The organism is Streptomyces sp. NPDC050743, assembly GCF_044456925.1.
Lineage (GTDB): Bacteria > Actinomycetota > Actinomycetes > Streptomycetales > Streptomycetaceae > Streptomyces.
Map to the genome: position 1 here is coordinate 327,150 of NZ_JBITGJ010000004.1, position 14,827 is coordinate 341,976.

At 69.3% G+C, this 14,827-nt stretch carries 14 protein-coding genes; 3 read left to right on the plus strand and 11 right to left on the minus strand.

All coding sequences use genetic code 11. The features are described from left to right. Nucleotides 1–24 precede the first annotated feature (24 nt). The 10 genes from ACIBJF_RS07410 to ACIBJF_RS07455 all read right to left on the minus strand — a co-directional run bounded on the left by ACIBJF_RS07410 (nucleotide 25) and on the right by ACIBJF_RS07455 (nucleotide 12,428). Nucleotides 25–1,260: an alpha/beta hydrolase gene (locus ACIBJF_RS07410; RefSeq protein ID WP_399172737.1), complete on the minus strand. Its 1,236-nt coding sequence runs from the start codon at nucleotides 1,258–1,260 to the stop codon at nucleotides 25–27. A 227-nt stretch (nucleotides 1,261–1,487) separates the two neighbouring features. Beyond that, nucleotides 1,488–2,309 carry a CDP-diacylglycerol--serine O-phosphatidyltransferase gene (pssA, locus tag ACIBJF_RS07415; RefSeq protein ID WP_399172758.1) on the minus strand — a complete coding sequence of 274 codons (822 nt, stop codon included), beginning with the start codon at nucleotides 2,307–2,309 and terminating at the stop codon, nucleotides 1,488–1,490. Between the two features lie 22 nt (nucleotides 2,310–2,331). Continuing rightward, entirely contained in the window at nucleotides 2,332–2,988 is a 657-nt protein-coding gene (locus ACIBJF_RS07420; RefSeq protein ID WP_067127091.1) for a phosphatidylserine decarboxylase, read from the minus strand. 169 nt (nucleotides 2,989–3,157) lie between these two features. Beyond that, nucleotides 3,158–4,363, minus strand: a complete 1,206-nt coding sequence (locus ACIBJF_RS07425; protein WP_399172738.1) for an acyl-CoA dehydrogenase family protein — start codon at nucleotides 4,361–4,363, stop codon at nucleotides 3,158–3,160. Next, nucleotides 4,363–4,875, minus strand: coding sequence for a MaoC family dehydratase (locus ACIBJF_RS07430; protein WP_399172739.1), 513 nt, complete (start codon nucleotides 4,873–4,875; stop codon nucleotides 4,363–4,365). Before ACIBJF_RS07430 ends, ACIBJF_RS07425 begins: the two co-directional genes overlap by 1 nt. Before the next feature lie 5 nt (nucleotides 4,876–4,880). After that, nucleotides 4,881–5,846, minus strand: a complete 966-nt coding sequence (locus ACIBJF_RS07435) for an HpcH/HpaI aldolase/citrate lyase family protein (protein WP_399172741.1) — start codon at nucleotides 5,844–5,846, stop codon at nucleotides 4,881–4,883. Next, nucleotides 5,843–7,870: a protein meaA gene (locus ACIBJF_RS07440; RefSeq protein ID WP_351803698.1), complete on the minus strand. Its 2,028-nt coding sequence runs from the start codon at nucleotides 7,868–7,870 to the stop codon at nucleotides 5,843–5,845. Before ACIBJF_RS07440 ends, ACIBJF_RS07435 begins: the two co-directional genes overlap by 4 nt. A 9-nt stretch (nucleotides 7,871–7,879) precedes the next feature. Next, nucleotides 7,880–9,217 carry a crotonyl-CoA carboxylase/reductase gene (gene ccrA / locus ACIBJF_RS07445; protein WP_399172759.1) on the minus strand — a complete coding sequence of 446 codons (1,338 nt, stop codon included), beginning with the start codon at nucleotides 9,215–9,217 and terminating at the stop codon, nucleotides 7,880–7,882. A gap of 432 nt (nucleotides 9,218–9,649) precedes the next feature. Next, nucleotides 9,650–10,468: a TetR family transcriptional regulator gene (locus ACIBJF_RS07450; protein ID WP_399172742.1), complete on the minus strand. Its 819-nt coding sequence runs from the start codon at nucleotides 10,466–10,468 to the stop codon at nucleotides 9,650–9,652. A gap of 154 nt (nucleotides 10,469–10,622) precedes the next feature. Beyond that, nucleotides 10,623–12,428, minus strand: coding sequence for a 3-hydroxyacyl-CoA dehydrogenase family protein (locus ACIBJF_RS07455; RefSeq protein WP_399172744.1), 1,806 nt, complete (start codon nucleotides 12,426–12,428; stop codon nucleotides 10,623–10,625). A gap of 393 nt (nucleotides 12,429–12,821) precedes the next feature. On the opposite strand from ACIBJF_RS07455, the gene ACIBJF_RS07460 reads away from it, so the two are divergent. After that, nucleotides 12,822–13,406, plus strand: coding sequence for an adenylosuccinate lyase (locus ACIBJF_RS07460; RefSeq protein ID WP_399172745.1), 585 nt, complete (start codon nucleotides 12,822–12,824; stop codon nucleotides 13,404–13,406). Between the two features lie 11 nt (nucleotides 13,407–13,417). Here the strand turns inward: ACIBJF_RS07460 and ACIBJF_RS07465 are convergent, their stop codons facing one another. Beyond that, nucleotides 13,418–13,942 carry a GNAT family N-acetyltransferase gene (locus tag ACIBJF_RS07465; protein ID WP_399172746.1) on the minus strand — a complete coding sequence of 175 codons (525 nt, stop codon included), beginning with the start codon at nucleotides 13,940–13,942 and terminating at the stop codon, nucleotides 13,418–13,420. Nucleotides 13,943–14,107: 165 nt separating this feature from the next. On the opposite strand from ACIBJF_RS07465, the gene ACIBJF_RS07470 reads away from it, so the two are divergent. Next, nucleotides 14,108–14,284 (plus strand): hypothetical protein, encoded by a 177-nt coding sequence (locus ACIBJF_RS07470; protein ID WP_399172747.1) that lies wholly within the window; start codon nucleotides 14,108–14,110, stop codon nucleotides 14,282–14,284. A 63-nt stretch (nucleotides 14,285–14,347) separates the two neighbouring features. After that, nucleotides 14,348–14,737, plus strand: coding sequence for a transposase (locus tag ACIBJF_RS07475; RefSeq protein WP_399172748.1), 390 nt, complete (start codon nucleotides 14,348–14,350; stop codon nucleotides 14,735–14,737). The last annotated feature ends 90 nt before the right edge of the window (nucleotides 14,738–14,827 follow it).

Genomic DNA, 14,827 nt, shown 5'->3' on the forward strand with positions numbered 1-14,827 from the left:
GCGTCCTCGGGGTGTGCGCGGCTGCTACTGGGGTGTGATGTCGCCGTCCACGTCCCGGAAGTAGCTTCCGGTCGTGAGCCCGTACGCCTTGCCGTCGTCGAGCCACTGCCTCGATGTCTCGTGCAGGGCCTGGGCCCGGCGTTCCCAGACCATGGAGTGTCCGGCCGCCGCGAAGCGGAACATGAGCTTGTCGTCGCCCTGGATGGCCTGGTAGAGCGCCGGCACCGAGAAGTACAGGACGTCGGGCGACGAGGGAGAGGTGTTGGCCTGCTTGTCCTGCTCTCCGTAGATGATGAGCACGGGCACCCGGTCGCCGAGTATGGGCCTGCCGGCGGCGTCCTCGAGCGGTACGGTCTGCTTGTTCCAGCCCCACCAGTACGAGTTCCGGAAGCGCAGCACACCCTCGGGCGTGCCGTCCGGCAGCCAGCGTCCCCACTTGGCGCCCTCGGGGTCCTCGGCCATGAAGGCGTCCCACACCGCGTCGACCATGCCCGGCTCACGCTGCTCGGAGCTCGACTGCTCGCCGTCCCACCCGGTCGTGAAGCCGGTCTTGCTGCCGACGTACATCGGGAAACCGAAGGTGTAGGCAGGCGTGGAGACGGGCAGCGTCCGGGCTTCGTCGGGACGCCCGAACGGGTCCGAGGGGACGTTGGACCAGCGCCCCTTCGGCGGGAAGATCGGGGCCAGCAGGGTCAGTGTCCTGACGTTGCCCGGGCGTCTCAGGGTGTACGGGCCCATGACGAACGCGCCCGCGGACCAGCCGATGAAGTGGATCGGCTTGTTCCTCTCGGGCAGACTCCGGATGAAGTTGACCACGGTTTCCAGCTCCGCCCACTCACTCTCGGAATTGCCGAGTTGGTGCGGGTAGGGCGGCGGCGGTGGACACGGTTGGGTCAGGGGGTTGGGCACCAGGACCGGTTGCTGCTGGGCCGGGTTGGCGTTGCAGGGGTCGTCCATCATGGGCCGCGGGGAGCGACCGTTGCCCTGCAGGTCCATGAGGAAGACGTCGTAACCGTGGTGCGCCAGCTCCTGGGCCCAGCTGTACCGGATCTCGTTGCCGTCCTGGCTGGGCGCAAGAACGAGGTCGAAACCGGCGACCACCGGGGAGCTTCTGCCGTGGAGCATCAGCACCGGTTTCGGCTCCTGGTGTCCGCGGGTGCCGTTGTACTCACGGACGAACAGTTCGACTGATTCACCCGAGTTCGCCGGGATTGTAGATGTGTGGTGGACGCGGTAGTCCGCGCTGAAGTACGAGGACATGGCCGCCCTCCGATGCGAGAAGGTGTGAGAATCCCCCCGAGACGGGCAAATGCCATAGGCAAGCCCTGCGTATTTCCACCGCCCTCCGCCCGGTGCACCGTCGCAACTCGGCTGGAACAGCGGGTAGTTGACAACTCAACGGGGAATCCGGGCAGACCTTGAACGCAAAACGGGTGTGGCCCGGGCCGCAAGGGCCCGGGCCACACCCGTCAGCGCTGGGACGAGGGTCAGGGCAGCTGCGCCGCCCGCGCCTCCCGTCGGTTGTCGCGGAAGTTGTTCACCCGTCGAGCCGTGGCGAACAACGGGATCACCGCGCCCATGACCAGCTGGAGCGCGCAGCCCGTCTGCAGGAGCAGCTGACCGCTCGGGGCGTCGAAGGCCCACGCCGCCAGCAGACCCATGGACAGGACGATCCAGGAGAGCATCGCGCCGGCGAGGCGCCCCCTCGGCTTCGGGTACTCCACCCGGCTCACCATCAGCCACGCCGTGCCGAGAATCGCCAGCAGCGTCGCCACGAAGGGCAGCTCCAGCAGGACGATGGAGACCACCGTCAGCGCCCCGAAGGGGCTCGGCATGCCCTGGAACATGCCGTCCTTCATGGTCACGCACGAGAAGCGGGCCAGGCGTAGGACGACGGCCAGGAGCACCACGATTGCCCCGAGCGCCGCCACTCTCTGGTGCGCGTCGTCCGCGACCATGCCGTAGACGAGGACGAAGTACGCGGGCGCGAGCCCGAAGCTGATCAGGTCGGAGAGGTTGTCCAGCTCCGCGCCCATCGGCGACGAGCGCAGCTTGCGGGCCACCAGTCCGTCGAACAGGTCGAAGACGGCCGCGCAGAGCATCAGGATGACGGCCGTGGCGGCGCTGTGCCGCGCCATGCCGGTGGACTCGTCGTTCCCGGTCAGGTGCGGGATCAGGATGCCGGTGGTGGTGAAGTACACCGCCATGAACCCGCACGTGGCGTTGCCCAGGGTGAGGGTGTCCGCTATCGACAGGCGCAGAGAGAGGGGCATCTCCTCCTCTTCGTCCACTTCATCGGCCTCGGGCACCCAGCCGGCCTGGGTCTCCGGATCAATCACGGTCAATGCGAGTCACCCCAGCCACGGTCTTCTGGCCGACCTCGACCGCGACCTCCACGCCCTCGGGCAGGTAGAGGTCGACACGCGAGCCGAAGCGGATCAGACCGATACGGTCGCCCTGCTCGACCTTCGTGCCCTCAGGGATGTAGGGCACGATGCGGCGGGCCACCGCGCCGGCGATCTGGATCATCTCGATGTCGCCGAGTTCGGTGTCGAAATGCCAGACTACGCGCTCGTTGTTCTCGCTCTCCTTGTTGAAAGCCGGAACAAAGCCGCCGGGGATGTGCTCGACGGACGTCACCGTGCCCGCGAGGGGCGCGCGGTTGACGTGGACGTTCAGCGGGCTCATGAAGATCGCGACGCGGGTGCGCCCGTCCTTCCACGGCATGATGCTCTGCACCACACCGTCGGCGGGCGAGATCACCCGGCCGGAGCCGATCTCGCGCTCGGGGTCGCGGAAGAACCACAGCATGCCCGCGGCGAGCGCGGTGGCGGGCACGGCCACGGCCTTCGCCGCGCCGGAGCGGCGGGCGCGGGCCAGGCTGAGGGCTGCGGTGGCGACGGTCGGGAGAAGCCACGGCGATGCTCCGCGCGCGAGGCGTACGCCGGCTCGGCTGTCGCGAGGTGCAGAGGTTTGGCTGTGGGGCATGGATGACCTTCGTAGCGGATGATGCCGCGCAGGACGGGGGACGGCGGCTTTCCCGGGATCGTACCGGTCGCGGGCCACAACTGGGCAAGCCAGGCTGTCGAGTCGACGGCCGAAGTGCGTCTACGGGGTGTGATCTTCTTCTCGAAGAAAACACCCCGTATCCGGACAATCAGCCCTGGAATCGATACTCTTCGAGCAGTCTGCGGCCGATGATCATTTTCTGGATCTCGGCGGTACCTTCACCGATGAGCAGCATCGGAGCCTCCCGGTAGAGGCGCTCGATCTCGTACTCCTTGGAGAAGCCGTAGCCGCCGTGGATCCGGAAGGCGTCCTCCACGACCTCCTTGCAGTACTCGGAGGCCAGGTACTTCGCCATGCCGGCCTCGAGGTCGTTACGCTGGCCGGAGTCCTTTTTGCGCGCCGCGTTGACCATCATCGCATGGGCGGCCTCGACCTTGGTGGCCATCTCCGCCAGCTTGAACTGGATGGCCTGGTGCTGGGCGATCGGCTTGCCGAAGGTGTGCCGCTGCTGGGCGTACTGGACCCCGAGCTCGAAGGCACGCTGGGCGACGCCACAGCCACGCGCCGCCACATTGACCCGGCCGACCTCGACGCCGTCCATCATTTGGTAAAAACCTCGGCCGGTGACGCCGCCGAGCACCCGATCGGCCGGTACCCGTAGGCCGTCCATGATCAACTCGGTGGTGTCGACCCCCTTGTAGCCCATCTTCTCGATCTTGCCGGGGATGGTCAGGCCCGGGCGGACCTCGCCGAAGCCCGGCTCCTTCTCGATCAGGAAGGTCGTCATGGACTTGTGCGGGGCCGTGCCCTCGGGGTGACCCTCGTCACTCCGGACGAGAACGGCCACCAGGGAGGACGTACCGCCGTTCGTCAGCCACATCTTCTGGCCGTTCAGGACGTACTCGCCGCCGTCCTTGACCGCCCTGGACGTGATCGCCGACACATCGGAGCCCAGGCCCGGCTCCGACATGGAGAAGGCGCCCCGGATGTCGCCGGCCGCCATCCTCGGCAGGAAGTGGTCCTTCTGCTCCTGCGTGCCGTGCTGCTTGAGCATGTACGCGACGATGAAGTGGGTGTTGATGATGCCGGACACCGACATCCAGCCGCGGGCGATCTCCTCCACGCACAGCGCGTAGGTCAGAAGCGACTCGCCCAGGCCCCCGTACTCCTCCGGGATCATCAGACCGAACAGGCCGAGTTCCTTCAGGCCGTCCACGATCGCTTGCGGGTACTCGTCGCGGTGCTCCAGCTCGGTCGCGACAGGAATGATCTCCTTGTCGACAAAGTCCCGGACAGTCGAGAGGATCTCCTGCTGGACGTCGGTCAGACCGGCGGTCTGGGCGAGGCGCGCCATTACTTCTCCTGCTGCTTCAGCTCCGGGCGGCCGGGCTGCTCGCCGCCGCGCTCCTTGATGTAGGTCTCGGTGGGCACCATGACCTTGCGGCGGAAGATGCACACCAGGGTGCCGTCCTGCTTGTAGCCCTTGGTCTCGACATAGACGATGCCGCGGTCGTTCTTCGACTTCGACGGCCACTTGTCGAGCACCGTCGTCTCGCCGTAGATCGTGTCGCCGTGGAAGGTCGGCGCCACGTGCCTGAGCGACTCGATCTCCAGGTTGGCGATCGCCTTGCCGGAGACGTCCGGCACGGACATGCCGAGCAGCAGGGAGTAGATGTAGTTCCCGACGACGACGTTCTTGCCGAAGTCCGTCGTCTTCTCCGCATAGTTCGTGTCCATGTGGAGCGGGTGGTGGTTCATGGTGAGCAGACAGAACAGGTGGTCGTCGTACTCCGTGACCGTCTTGCCCGGCCAGTGCTTGTACGTCGCCCCGACCTCGAACTCCTCGTACGTGCGTCCGAACTGCATCGCGCTCAGGCCTCCGGGATCTCGAACGTGCTGGTGCGCCGCATGCCGGCGGCACGGCCCTTGCCCGCGATGACCAGGGCCATCTTGCGGCTGGCCTCGTCGATCATCTCGTCGCCGAGCATCGCGGAGCCCTTCTTGCCGCCCGCCTCGGACGTGTAGTAGTCGTACGCGTCCAGGATCAGCTCGGCGTGGTCGTAGTCCTCCTGGGAGGGCGAGAAGATCTCGTTGGAGGCCTCGACCTGGCCCGGGTGCAGCACCCACTTGCCGTCGAAGCCGAGCGCGGCGGCGCGCTGGGCGACCTCGCGGTAGCCCTCCACGTTGCGGATCTGCAGGTAGGGGCCGTCGATCGCCTGGAGGTTGTTGGCGCGGGCGGCCATCAGGATCTTCATCAGGATGTAGTGGTAGGCGTCCGCCGGGTAGCCGGGCGGCTGCTCGCCCACGACCAGGGACTTCATGTTGATGGAGGCCATGAAGTCGGCCGGGCCGAAGATGATCGTCTCCAGGCGCGGGGAGGCCTGCGCGATCGCGTTGACGTTGTTCAGGCCCTGCGCGTTCTCGATCTGCGCCTCGATGCCGATCTTGCCGACCTCGAAGCCCATGGTCTTCTCGATCTGCGTCAGGAGGAGGTCCAGCGCGACGACCTGCTGGGCGTCCTGCACCTTCGGCAGCATGATGCAGTCGAGGTTCTGGCCGGCGCCCTCGACCACCGTGACGACGTCCCGGTACGTCCACTCGGTCGTCCAGTCGTTGACCCGCACGACCCGCGTCTTGCCCGTCCAGTCGCCCTCGTTGAGGAACTTGACGATGGTGTGCCGCGCCTCGGGCTTGGCCAGCGGCGCGCAGGCGTCCTCCAGGTCCAGGAAGACCTGGTCCGCCGGGAGGCCCTGCGCCTTCTCCAGGAAGCGCGGGTTCGAGCCCGGCACGGCCAGGCAGGAGCGCCGCGGCCGAAGGCGGTTGACGGGGGTGGTCATGCGGGGACCTCCAGAGGGTCGAGCTTGTTCGCTTTCCGGATCTCGTCGACGATTCGGCCGATGATCCCGGTGATGTCGAAGTCCTTCGGGGTGAAGACGGCGGCCACTCCGGCGGCCCTGAGCTGCTCGGCGTCACCGTTCGGGATGATGCCACCTGCGATCACCGGTATATCTGTGGCACCGGCCACACGCAGCCGCTGGAGTACGTCCGGCACCAGTTGGGCGTGCGAGCCGGACAGGATCGACAGGCCGACCGCGTGCACGTCCTCGGCGAGGGCGGCGTCCACGATCTGCTCGGGCGTCAGCCGGATGCCCTGGTAGACCACTTCGAAGCCGGCGTCACGCGCCCGTACGGCGATCTGCTCGGCGCCGTTGGAGTGCCCGTCCAGGCCCGGCTTGCCGACCAGGAAGCGCAGCTTGCCGACGCCCAGCTCGCGGGCGGTGGCGTCCACCCTGGCGCGCACCTCGGCGAGCGCGGAACCCGGCTCGGCGGCGACGGCCACGGGCGCGGAGGAGACCCCGGTGGGCGCCCGGAACTCGCCGAACACCTCGCGCAGCGCCCCCGCCCACTCGCCGGTCGTGACCCCGGCGCGGGCGCACTCCAGCGTGGCCTCCATCAGGTTGTCGGTGCCCTTGGCGGCCTCCTTCAGCCGCTCCAGCGCCTTGCAGGGGCGCGGGTGGTTGAAGGGCGGCTGGTAGCGGGTGTCGCGCCAGTTCTGCAGCCCGGCGATGACCCGGGCCTCGACCGCCGGGTCGACCGTCATGATCGCGGTGTCCAGGTCGGCCGTGAGCGGGTTGGGCTCGGTGCCCTCGAAGGCGTTGACACCGATGATCTTCTCCTCGCCGGACTCGATCCGGGCCCGGCGCTCGGCGTGCGAGGAGACCAGCTGGGACTTCAGGTAGCCGGACTCCACGGCGGCCATGGCGCCGCCCATCTCCTGGATGCGGTCGATCTCGGCGAGGGCGTCCGCGACCAGCTGGTCCACCTTCGCCTCGATCACCTTCGAGCCCTCGAAGATGTCCTCGTACTCCAGCAGATCGCTCTCGTACGCCAGCACCTGCTGGATGCGCAGCGACCACTGCTGGTCCCACGGGCGGGGCAGGCCCAGCGCCTCGTTCCAGGCGGGCAGCTGCACGGCACGCGCGCGTGCGTCCTTGGAGAGGGTCACGGCCAGCATCTCCAGGACGATGCGCTGGACGTTGTTCTCCGGCTGAGCCTCCGTCAGGCCGAGGGAGTTGACCTGGACGCCGTAGCGGAACCGGCGCTGCTTGGCGTCCTGGATGCCGTACCGCTCGCGGGTGACCTTGTCCCAGATGCGGCCGAACGCCCGCATCTTGCACATCTCCTCGATGAAGCGGACACCCGCGTTCACGAAGAAGGAGATGCGGGCGACCACGTCACCCATGCGCTCCTGCGGCACCTGGCCGGAGTCGCGGACGGCGTCGAGGACGGCGATCGCGGTGGACATCGCGTACGCGATCTCCTGCACCGGCGTGGCCCCGGCCTCCTGCAGGTGGTAGCTGCAGATGTTGATCGGGTTCCACTTCGGCATGTGGGAGACCGTGTACGCGATCATGTCCGTCGTCAGGCGGAGCGAGGGCCCCGGCGGGAAGACGTGCGTCCCGCGGGACAGGTACTCCTTGACGATGTCGTTCTGGGTCGTGCCCTGGAGCTTGGTGATGTCCGCGCCCTGCTCCTCGGCGACGACCTGGTAGAGCGCCAGCAGCCACATGGCGGTGGCGTTGATCGTCATCGAGGTGTTCATCTGCTCCAGGGGGATGTCCTGGAACAGCCGGCGCATGTCACCGAGGTGCGCGACGGGCACGCCCACCCGGCCGACCTCGCCGCGGGCGAGGATGTGGTCGGGGTCGTAGCCGGTCTGCGTCGGCAGGTCGAACGCCACCGACAGACCGGTCTGGCCCTTGGCGAGGTTGCGCCGGTACAGCTCGTTGGACGCCTCGGCCGTGGAGTGGCCGGCGTACGTCCGCATGAGCCACGGACGGTCCTTCTGACGCTCTGTCATCTGCGGCTCTCAGACGTTCCGGAAGCGGTTGATGGCGTCGATGTGCTTGGCACGCATCTCCTCGTCGCGCACGCCCAGGCCCTCCTCGGGCGCCAGGCACAGCACGCCGACCTTGCCCTGGTGCAGGTTGCGGTGCACGTCGTAGGCGGCCTGTCCGGTGTCCTCGAGGGAGTACACCTTCGACAGGGTCGGGTGGATCTTGCCCTTGGCGATGAGGCGGTTGGCCTCCCAGGCCTCGCGGTAGTTGGCGAAGTGGGAGCCGATGATCCGCTTCAGGGACATCCACAGGTAGCGGTTGTCGTACTCGTGGTTGTACCCGGAGGTGGAGGCGCAGGTGACGATCGTGCCGCCCTTGCGGGTGACGTAGACCGAGGCGCCGAAGGTCTCGCGGCCCGGGTGCTCGAAGACGATGTCGACGTCCTCGCCGCCGGTGAGCTCACGGATGCGCTTGCCGAAGCGCTTCCACTCCTTCGGGTCCTGGGTGTGCTCGTCCTTCCAGAACTTGTAGTCCTCGGCGCTGCGGTCGATGATCAGCTCGGCGCCCATCTTCCGGCAGATCTCGGCCTTCTGCTCGCTGGAGACCACGCAGATCGGGGTGGCGCCGCCGGCGAGCGCGAACTGGGTGGCGTAGGAGCCGAGGCCGCCGCTCGCGCCCCAGATCAGGACGTTGTCGCCCTGCTTCATCTGGGCGCCGTTGCCGGAGACCAGCTGGCGGTAGGCGGTGGAGTTGACCAGGCCCGGGGCCGCGGCCTCCTCCCAGCTGAGGTGGGCCGGCTTCGGCATCAGCTGGTTGGACTTGACGAGCGCGATCTCGGCGAGGCCGCCGAAGTTGGTCTCGAAGCCCCAGATGCGCTGCTCGGGGTCGAGCATGGTGTCGTTGTGGCCGTCGGAGGACTCCAGCTCGACGGACAGGCAGTGCGCGACGACCTCGTCACCGGGCTTCCAGGCGTTGACGCCGGGGCCGGTGCGCAGGACCACGCCCGCGAGGTCGGAGCCGATGATGTGGTAGGGCAGGTCGTGGCGGCGGGTCAGCTCGCTGAGCTTGCCGTAGCGCTCCAGGAAGCCGAACGTCGGCAGCGGCTCGAAGATCGAGGTCCACACCGAGTTGTAGTTGACCGAGGAGGCCATGACGGCCACCAGGGCCTCGCCCGGGCCCAGCTCGGGCACGGGCACGTCGTCCAGGTGGATCGACTTGCGGGGATCCTTGTCGCGGGTCTGCAGGCCCGCGAACATCTCCGTCTCGTCCTTGTGGACGGTGATCGCGCGGTACGACTCGGGGAGCGGCAGGGCGGCGAAGTCGGCGGACGTGGCGTCCTTCGACTGGATCGCGTCCAGGATGTCCTTCACGGTCACGGTGTTGCCTCCGGCGGTGAGCGCCCTGAGGGAGGGGCGCTGAGGGATCGTCGGTGCTGCTGGGAGTGCTGCTGAGGGTTTGGGGAAGGTGCCGTCGGTTCGGCCCGGTGGTGCTTCGGCAGCGCTTTGTGGCGCGGGAGGTTGCCTGTGACGCAGGCGTCCGGGCGCGCGGGCCATGAGCCCTTGGGGACAGCCGGCGAGCGAACGGTCTCTGCTCGCCGGCCGCCCGGACACCATCAAGGTATGACACCGCGTGTCAGGCGGCAAGGCACTGAGTGCCAGAAACTTGGCTCAGGTGAAATCTTTACGTAACAAATGAGCGATGATCGATCGAACGGGCTCTGAAATCTCCACGAAAACGGGCCCTGACATGGCAAAACGGCCACCCGGTCGGGTGGCCGTCGTCACAGCGGGGGAGGAGCGGGCTCAGCGCTCCTTGAGTGCTTCCTCGATGGTCCGCATCACCTCGTCCAGCGGGGCGTCGGTACGGGCGACCGTGACGAGCACCTCGCCGTGCGTGGACGCCGTCGCGGGGGCCGTCGCGGCCGGCTTGGGGGCCGCGCCGCGTCCGGCGCCGATGCCGGTGCCGAACGTCTTCCGCACGATCGCGAAGGCGTGGTCGAGCTGGGCCTCGACGTCGCCCTGGCCGCCCGCCCGCAGCCAGCGCCTGAGGACGTGGTTGTGGGCGGTGACGACGGCCGAGGCGGCCACCTCGGCCAGCAGCGGGTCGTCGTTGGCGTCGTCGGCGTGCGCGTGCTCGTCGAAGTGGCCCAGGAGATAGCGGGTGAAGAGGCGTTCGTAGCGGGCCACCGAGGCGATCTCGGCCTCCCGCAGGGTGGGCACCTCGCGGGTCAGCTTGTAGCGGGCGACGGAGATCTCGGGGGCGGCCGCGTACATCCTCATGACTTCCTTGATGCCGCGGCACACGGTGTCGAGCGGGTGCTCGTGCGCGGGGGCGGCGTTGAGCACCGCCTCGGCGCGGATCAGCGTGTCGTCGTGGTCCGGGAAGATCGCCTCTTCCTTGGAGCGGAAGTGGCGGAAGAAGGTGCGGCGGGCGACTCCGGCGGCGGCCGCGATCTCGTCGACGGTGGTCGCCTCGTAGCCCTTGGTCGCGAACAGCTCCATCGCCGCGGCCGCCAGTTCTCGGCGCATCTTGAGCCGCTGGGCGGCGGCGCGACTGCCTGCGGCACTTTCCGGCGCGTCGGGCGTAGCTGGTGTACGTGAGGACTTGGCGGGCTGGGACATGACCCGAACGTACTGCATGTGCGCAGTTCGGTGCGCGGGTGAGGGGTTTCTCCCGTCCCCGGAGCCTCCCCCGCCCCAGGAGGGCGGGGGAGCGTCCACCGGGTCGAGCAGCCCGCCCCAGTCCGTCTCCGCCTGGGACCAGTCGCCGGCGCCCTCAGCGGCGGGCATACTCGCGGAAGCCGCGGCCGGTCTTGCGGCCGAGGCAGCCCGCGGCCACCAGGTGCTCCAGCAGCGGGGCCGGGGCGAGACCGGGGTCGCGGAACTCGCGGTGCAGGACCTTCTCGATGGCCAGCGAGACGTCCAGGCCGACCACGTCCAGCAGCTCGAACGGGCCCATCGGGTAGCCGCCGCCGAGCTTCATCGCCGCGTCGATGTCGTCCAGGGACGCGTAGTGCTCCTCGACCATCTTGATCGCGTTGTTCAGGTACGGGAACAGCAGCGCGTTCACGATGAAGCCGGCCCGGTCGCCGCAGTCCACCGGGTGCTTCTTGATCTTCGCGCAGACCTCGCGGACGGTGGCGTGGACGTCCTCGGCGGTCAGCACGGTCCGCACGACCTCGACCAGCTTCATCGCCGGCGCCGGGTTGAAGAAGTGCATGCCGATCACGTCCTGCGGGCGCGAGGTGGCGCGGGCGCAGGCCACGACGGGCAGCGAGGAGGTGGTGGTGGCGAGGACCGCGCCGGGCTTGCAGACCTTGTCCAGCGTGGCGAACAGCTGCCGCTTGATCTCCAGGTCCTCGGCGATCGCCTCGACGGCCAGGTCGACCTCGGCGAAGGCGTCGTAGGACCCGGCCGGGGTGATCCGGTCCAGGATCTGCGCGGCGGCCTCGGCGGTCAGCCTGCCCTTGTCGACAGAGCGCGAAAGCGACTTGCCGATCCGGGCCTTGGCGGCCTGGGCCTTCTCCGCGCTGCGGGCGGCCAGCACGACGTCGTAGCCCGCCTTGGCGAACACCTCGGCGATGCCGGAGGCCATGGTGCCGGAGCCGGCGACGCCGACCGAGCGGACCTCCCTGCCCTGGGCCGCCGCGGCGTCCGCCGCCGGGGTCAGCGCGTCCGGCACGACCGTGGCGCTGCCCGGTGCCTCGTAGGTGTAGAACCCGCGCCCGGACTTGCGGCCGGTCAGGCCCGCCTCGCTGAGCTGCTTCAGGATCGGGGCGGGGGCGTGCAGCCGGTCGTGGGACTCGGCGTACATGGCCTCCAGAACCGTGCGCGCGGTGTCGATGCCGATCAGGTCCAGCAGCGCGAGCGGGCCCATCGGCAGGCCGCAGCCGAGCCGCATCGCCGCGTCGATGTCCTCGCGGGAGGCGTACCGGGCCTCGTACATCGCGGCGGCCTGGTTGAGGTAGCCGAAGAGCAGGCCGTCCGCGACGAAGCCGGGGCGGTCGCCGACCGCGACGGGCTCCTTGCCCAACTCGATCGCGAGGTCGGTGACCGCGGCGACGGCGCCCGGCGCGGTCAGCACCGAGGAGACGATCTCGACCAGCTTCATGGCCGGCGCCGGGTTGAAGAAGTGCAGGCCGAGAACCCGCTCGGGACGGGCGGAGTCGGCGGCGAGGCGGGTGACGGACAGGGCGTTGGTGCCGGTCGCCAGGATCGTCTCCGGGCGGACGATGCCGTCCAGCTCACGGAAGATCCGGTGCTTGACCTCGTACGACTCCGGGACCACCTCGATGACGAGGTCGGCGTCGGCCGCCGCCGCGAGGTCGGTGGTGGTGCGGATGCGGGCCAGGGCGTCGGCGCGCTCCTGCTCGGTGAGCCGGCCGCGCTCCACGCAGCCGGCGGTGCGGGCCTCCAGGGCGGCGACGCACCGCGCGGCCTGGGCGTCGCTGACGTCGATGCCGATCACCTCGCGGCCCGCCTTGGCGAGGACCTCGGTGATACCCGTGCCCATGGTGCCGAGGCCGACGACGGCGATCGTCTTGAGGGGGGACAGGCTCGAGTCGGAAAGGGGAGTGGCCATCGCGGGACTCCAGAAATGAGGGTGACGACGAGGAGCGCGCCGGGTGCGCCGAGGGGCGCACCACGGGGCGATGAAGGGATGCGGGTGTTTCCGGGCTGCGAGCGCACACGCCCGGTGCTGCCGGGTGCCACGGGCGATGCACACGCCCCCCGAAGGCCCTCGGCAGGGAATCCGACCGGCCCTGTCCCGGAGCCGGGTCGTACTGCGGTACGTGGTACCGAACCGACAACGCTCACAACGGCTGCGTCACCAAACCGTCGCCAGCGGAAGCGCGAGTGGGTAACTCGCTCGTCTGAGCTTAACCCGCGAGTAACGAGCGCGCCAGACCTGAGGGCGGAACCGACTTTGTGATGTGGCTCCCTCGGGCCTCGCCACCCGCCTACGCTGGACTTCGTGGACGAAGAGTTGCGATCGCTCACGGAGCGCTTACGGCAGGAGTCGCACGACTCGGCGGCGTTCGACCGGCTGCTGACGACCGAGGACCACGACGAACTCGCGGAGGTGCTCACCGCGCCGGGACAGCCGCTGTGGGCGAGGGAACTGGCCGCGTTCCGGCTCGGCCTCGCCGGCGACCGGCGCGCCTTCGAGACCCTGGTGCTCCTCCTCAACCACCGCGACCCCCCGCGCTGCGCCTCCGCCGCCCATGCCCTCGCCCGCCTGGGCGACCCGCGCACGGCCCGCGCCGCGGCGGCCCTCGCCACCAACGAACTCCGCGTCGCCTACGCCCTGCACCCGGTACGGCTGCTGACCGACCTGCGCGCCCCGGAGTCCGCGCCCGCCCTGATCACCACCCTGGAACGCCGCCTGCACCCGCACGACCCCTACCGCCGCGTCGCCCTCGCCTGCGTGGAGGGGCTCGGCACGCTCGGCGACCCCCGCGCCCGCCGCGTCCTGAAGGAGGCCCTGGCCCATCCGGCGCTCGCGGAGGCGGCGGTGCGGGCGCTGGCCCTCATCCCGCAGCAGAACGAATCCGGCTGACCGACGCCCCGTCAGCCTGACGGTTCCCTGACGTACCGCACCTCGGGCACGGACACGCCCCCCGCCTCGAAGGGCTCCTCGGCACCGTCCGGCCGGAAGCCGGCGCGCTCGTAGAAACGGCGCGCCGGGGCGTTTCCCTTGAGGACCCACAGATACATGCGCGGGTACGACGAGCACCGCTCGACCGCCTCAGCCAGCAGGGCCCGGCCGAGACCCGCGCCGAGGTGCGCCGGATCGACGTACAGCGCGTACAACTCGGCGCCGTCGGTGCGCACCTCACCGTCCCGGTACGGCCCGTACGCCGCCCAGCCGAGGACCTTGCCCGCCCGTTCGGCGACCAGGTTCACCACCGAGCCGTCCCCCTGCGCCAACCACGCCCGCCGCCGCTCGGCGTCCGCCGCGATGCTGAGCCCGTCGAGGTAGGACTGCGGCATCAGCCCCTGATAGGCGTGCTGCCAGCCGTGGATGCGGATCTCGGAGACGCGGTCGCAGTCGGCGAGGCCCATGGGCCGTACGAAAGTCACCTGATCATCCATGCCCGCACCCTAATGCGGCGGCAGGGGAGCCGATCCGCCCGCGGGCAGTGCCGTCCCGGTCCGGAACACCGGCCGGCAGACCTCGGTCCGCCGGCGCGAGCTGTCGGACGTGTCGCACCGACCGACGAGGCAGTACTCGCGGATCGGCCCGTCGACGGTCACGGCGTGGCGCGCGACGTAGGCGGCCGGCGCGCCGTAGGCCCGGTCGACCTCGGACGGCGCTCCGCAGTGTTCGATCACGGCGACCTCCATCGCCGGGACCACCAGCGCCCGGACACGGCCGACCGTCCGGACCGGATCGTCGAGGACTACCACCTGACGGTGCAGCCCCTGCCCGCCTAGAAGGTTGCTGAAAATCTCGGGTTCTGGCCCCGGCTGGGTGCAGTCGGGGCCAGTCTTGTAGGCATGCAGGGGGAATGGGCCGGGGAGATGGTCGGGCCGGATGTGTGGGAGACGTGCCGGGAGTTGATCCCGGCTGGGAGTGTGTTCGCGTTCCTGGCCGAGCACCGTGAGGTGCTGTTCCCGCCGTCGATGTTCGCCGACATGTATCCGTCGTCCAACGGCCGTCCGAGTCTGCCGCCGCAGGTGCTGGCCGCCACCGTGGTGCTGCAGAGCCTGCACGGGCTGTCGGACTTCGAGACGGTCCAGGAACTGCGGTGCGACCTGCGGTGGAAGGCGGCCTGCGGGCTCGGCTTGTACGACATGGCGTTCGATCCGTCGCTGCTGACGTACTTCCGGCGCCGGCTGCGTCACTCGGCCGATCCGACGCGGATCTTCACCAAGGTCAAAGCTTGAGATTAAACCCCGGCAAGATCATTTCTTGTCGGGGTTCATCGTTCTCCTGCCGACAGGCACGGCCACCCGCGACCCTTCGGAGTGCTGAAG

What these genes read in the sequence shown, in the direction of transcription:
- ACIBJF_RS07410 (WP_399172737.1), bottom strand. Translation starts at nt 1,260, where the DNA reads ATGTCCTCGTACTTCAGCGCGGACTACCGCGTCCACCACACATCTACA.
- ACIBJF_RS07420 (WP_067127091.1), bottom strand. Translation starts at nt 2,988, where the DNA reads ATGCCCCACAGCCAAACCTCTGCACCTCGCGACAGCCGAGCCGGCGTA.
- ACIBJF_RS07425 (WP_399172738.1), bottom strand. Translation starts at nt 4,363, where the DNA reads ATGGCGCGCCTCGCCCAGACCGCCGGTCTGACCGACGTCCAGCAGGAG.
- ACIBJF_RS07430 (WP_399172739.1), bottom strand. Translation starts at nt 4,875, where the DNA reads ATGCAGTTCGGACGCACGTACGAGGAGTTCGAGGTCGGGGCGACGTAC.
- ACIBJF_RS07435 (WP_399172741.1), bottom strand. Translation starts at nt 5,846, where the DNA reads ATGACCACCCCCGTCAACCGCCTTCGGCCGCGGCGCTCCTGCCTGGCC.
- ACIBJF_RS07440 (WP_351803698.1), bottom strand. Translation starts at nt 7,870, where the DNA reads ATGACAGAGCGTCAGAAGGACCGTCCGTGGCTCATGCGGACGTACGCC.
- ACIBJF_RS07450 (WP_399172742.1), bottom strand. Translation starts at nt 10,468, where the DNA reads ATGTCCCAGCCCGCCAAGTCCTCACGTACACCAGCTACGCCCGACGCG.
- ACIBJF_RS07455 (WP_399172744.1), bottom strand. Translation starts at nt 12,428, where the DNA reads ATGGCCACTCCCCTTTCCGACTCGAGCCTGTCCCCCCTCAAGACGATC.
- ACIBJF_RS07465 (WP_399172746.1), bottom strand. Translation starts at nt 13,942, where the DNA reads ATGGATGATCAGGTGACTTTCGTACGGCCCATGGGCCTCGCCGACTGC.
- ACIBJF_RS07475 (WP_399172748.1), top strand. Translation starts at nt 14,348, where the DNA reads ATGCAGGGGGAATGGGCCGGGGAGATGGTCGGGCCGGATGTGTGGGAG.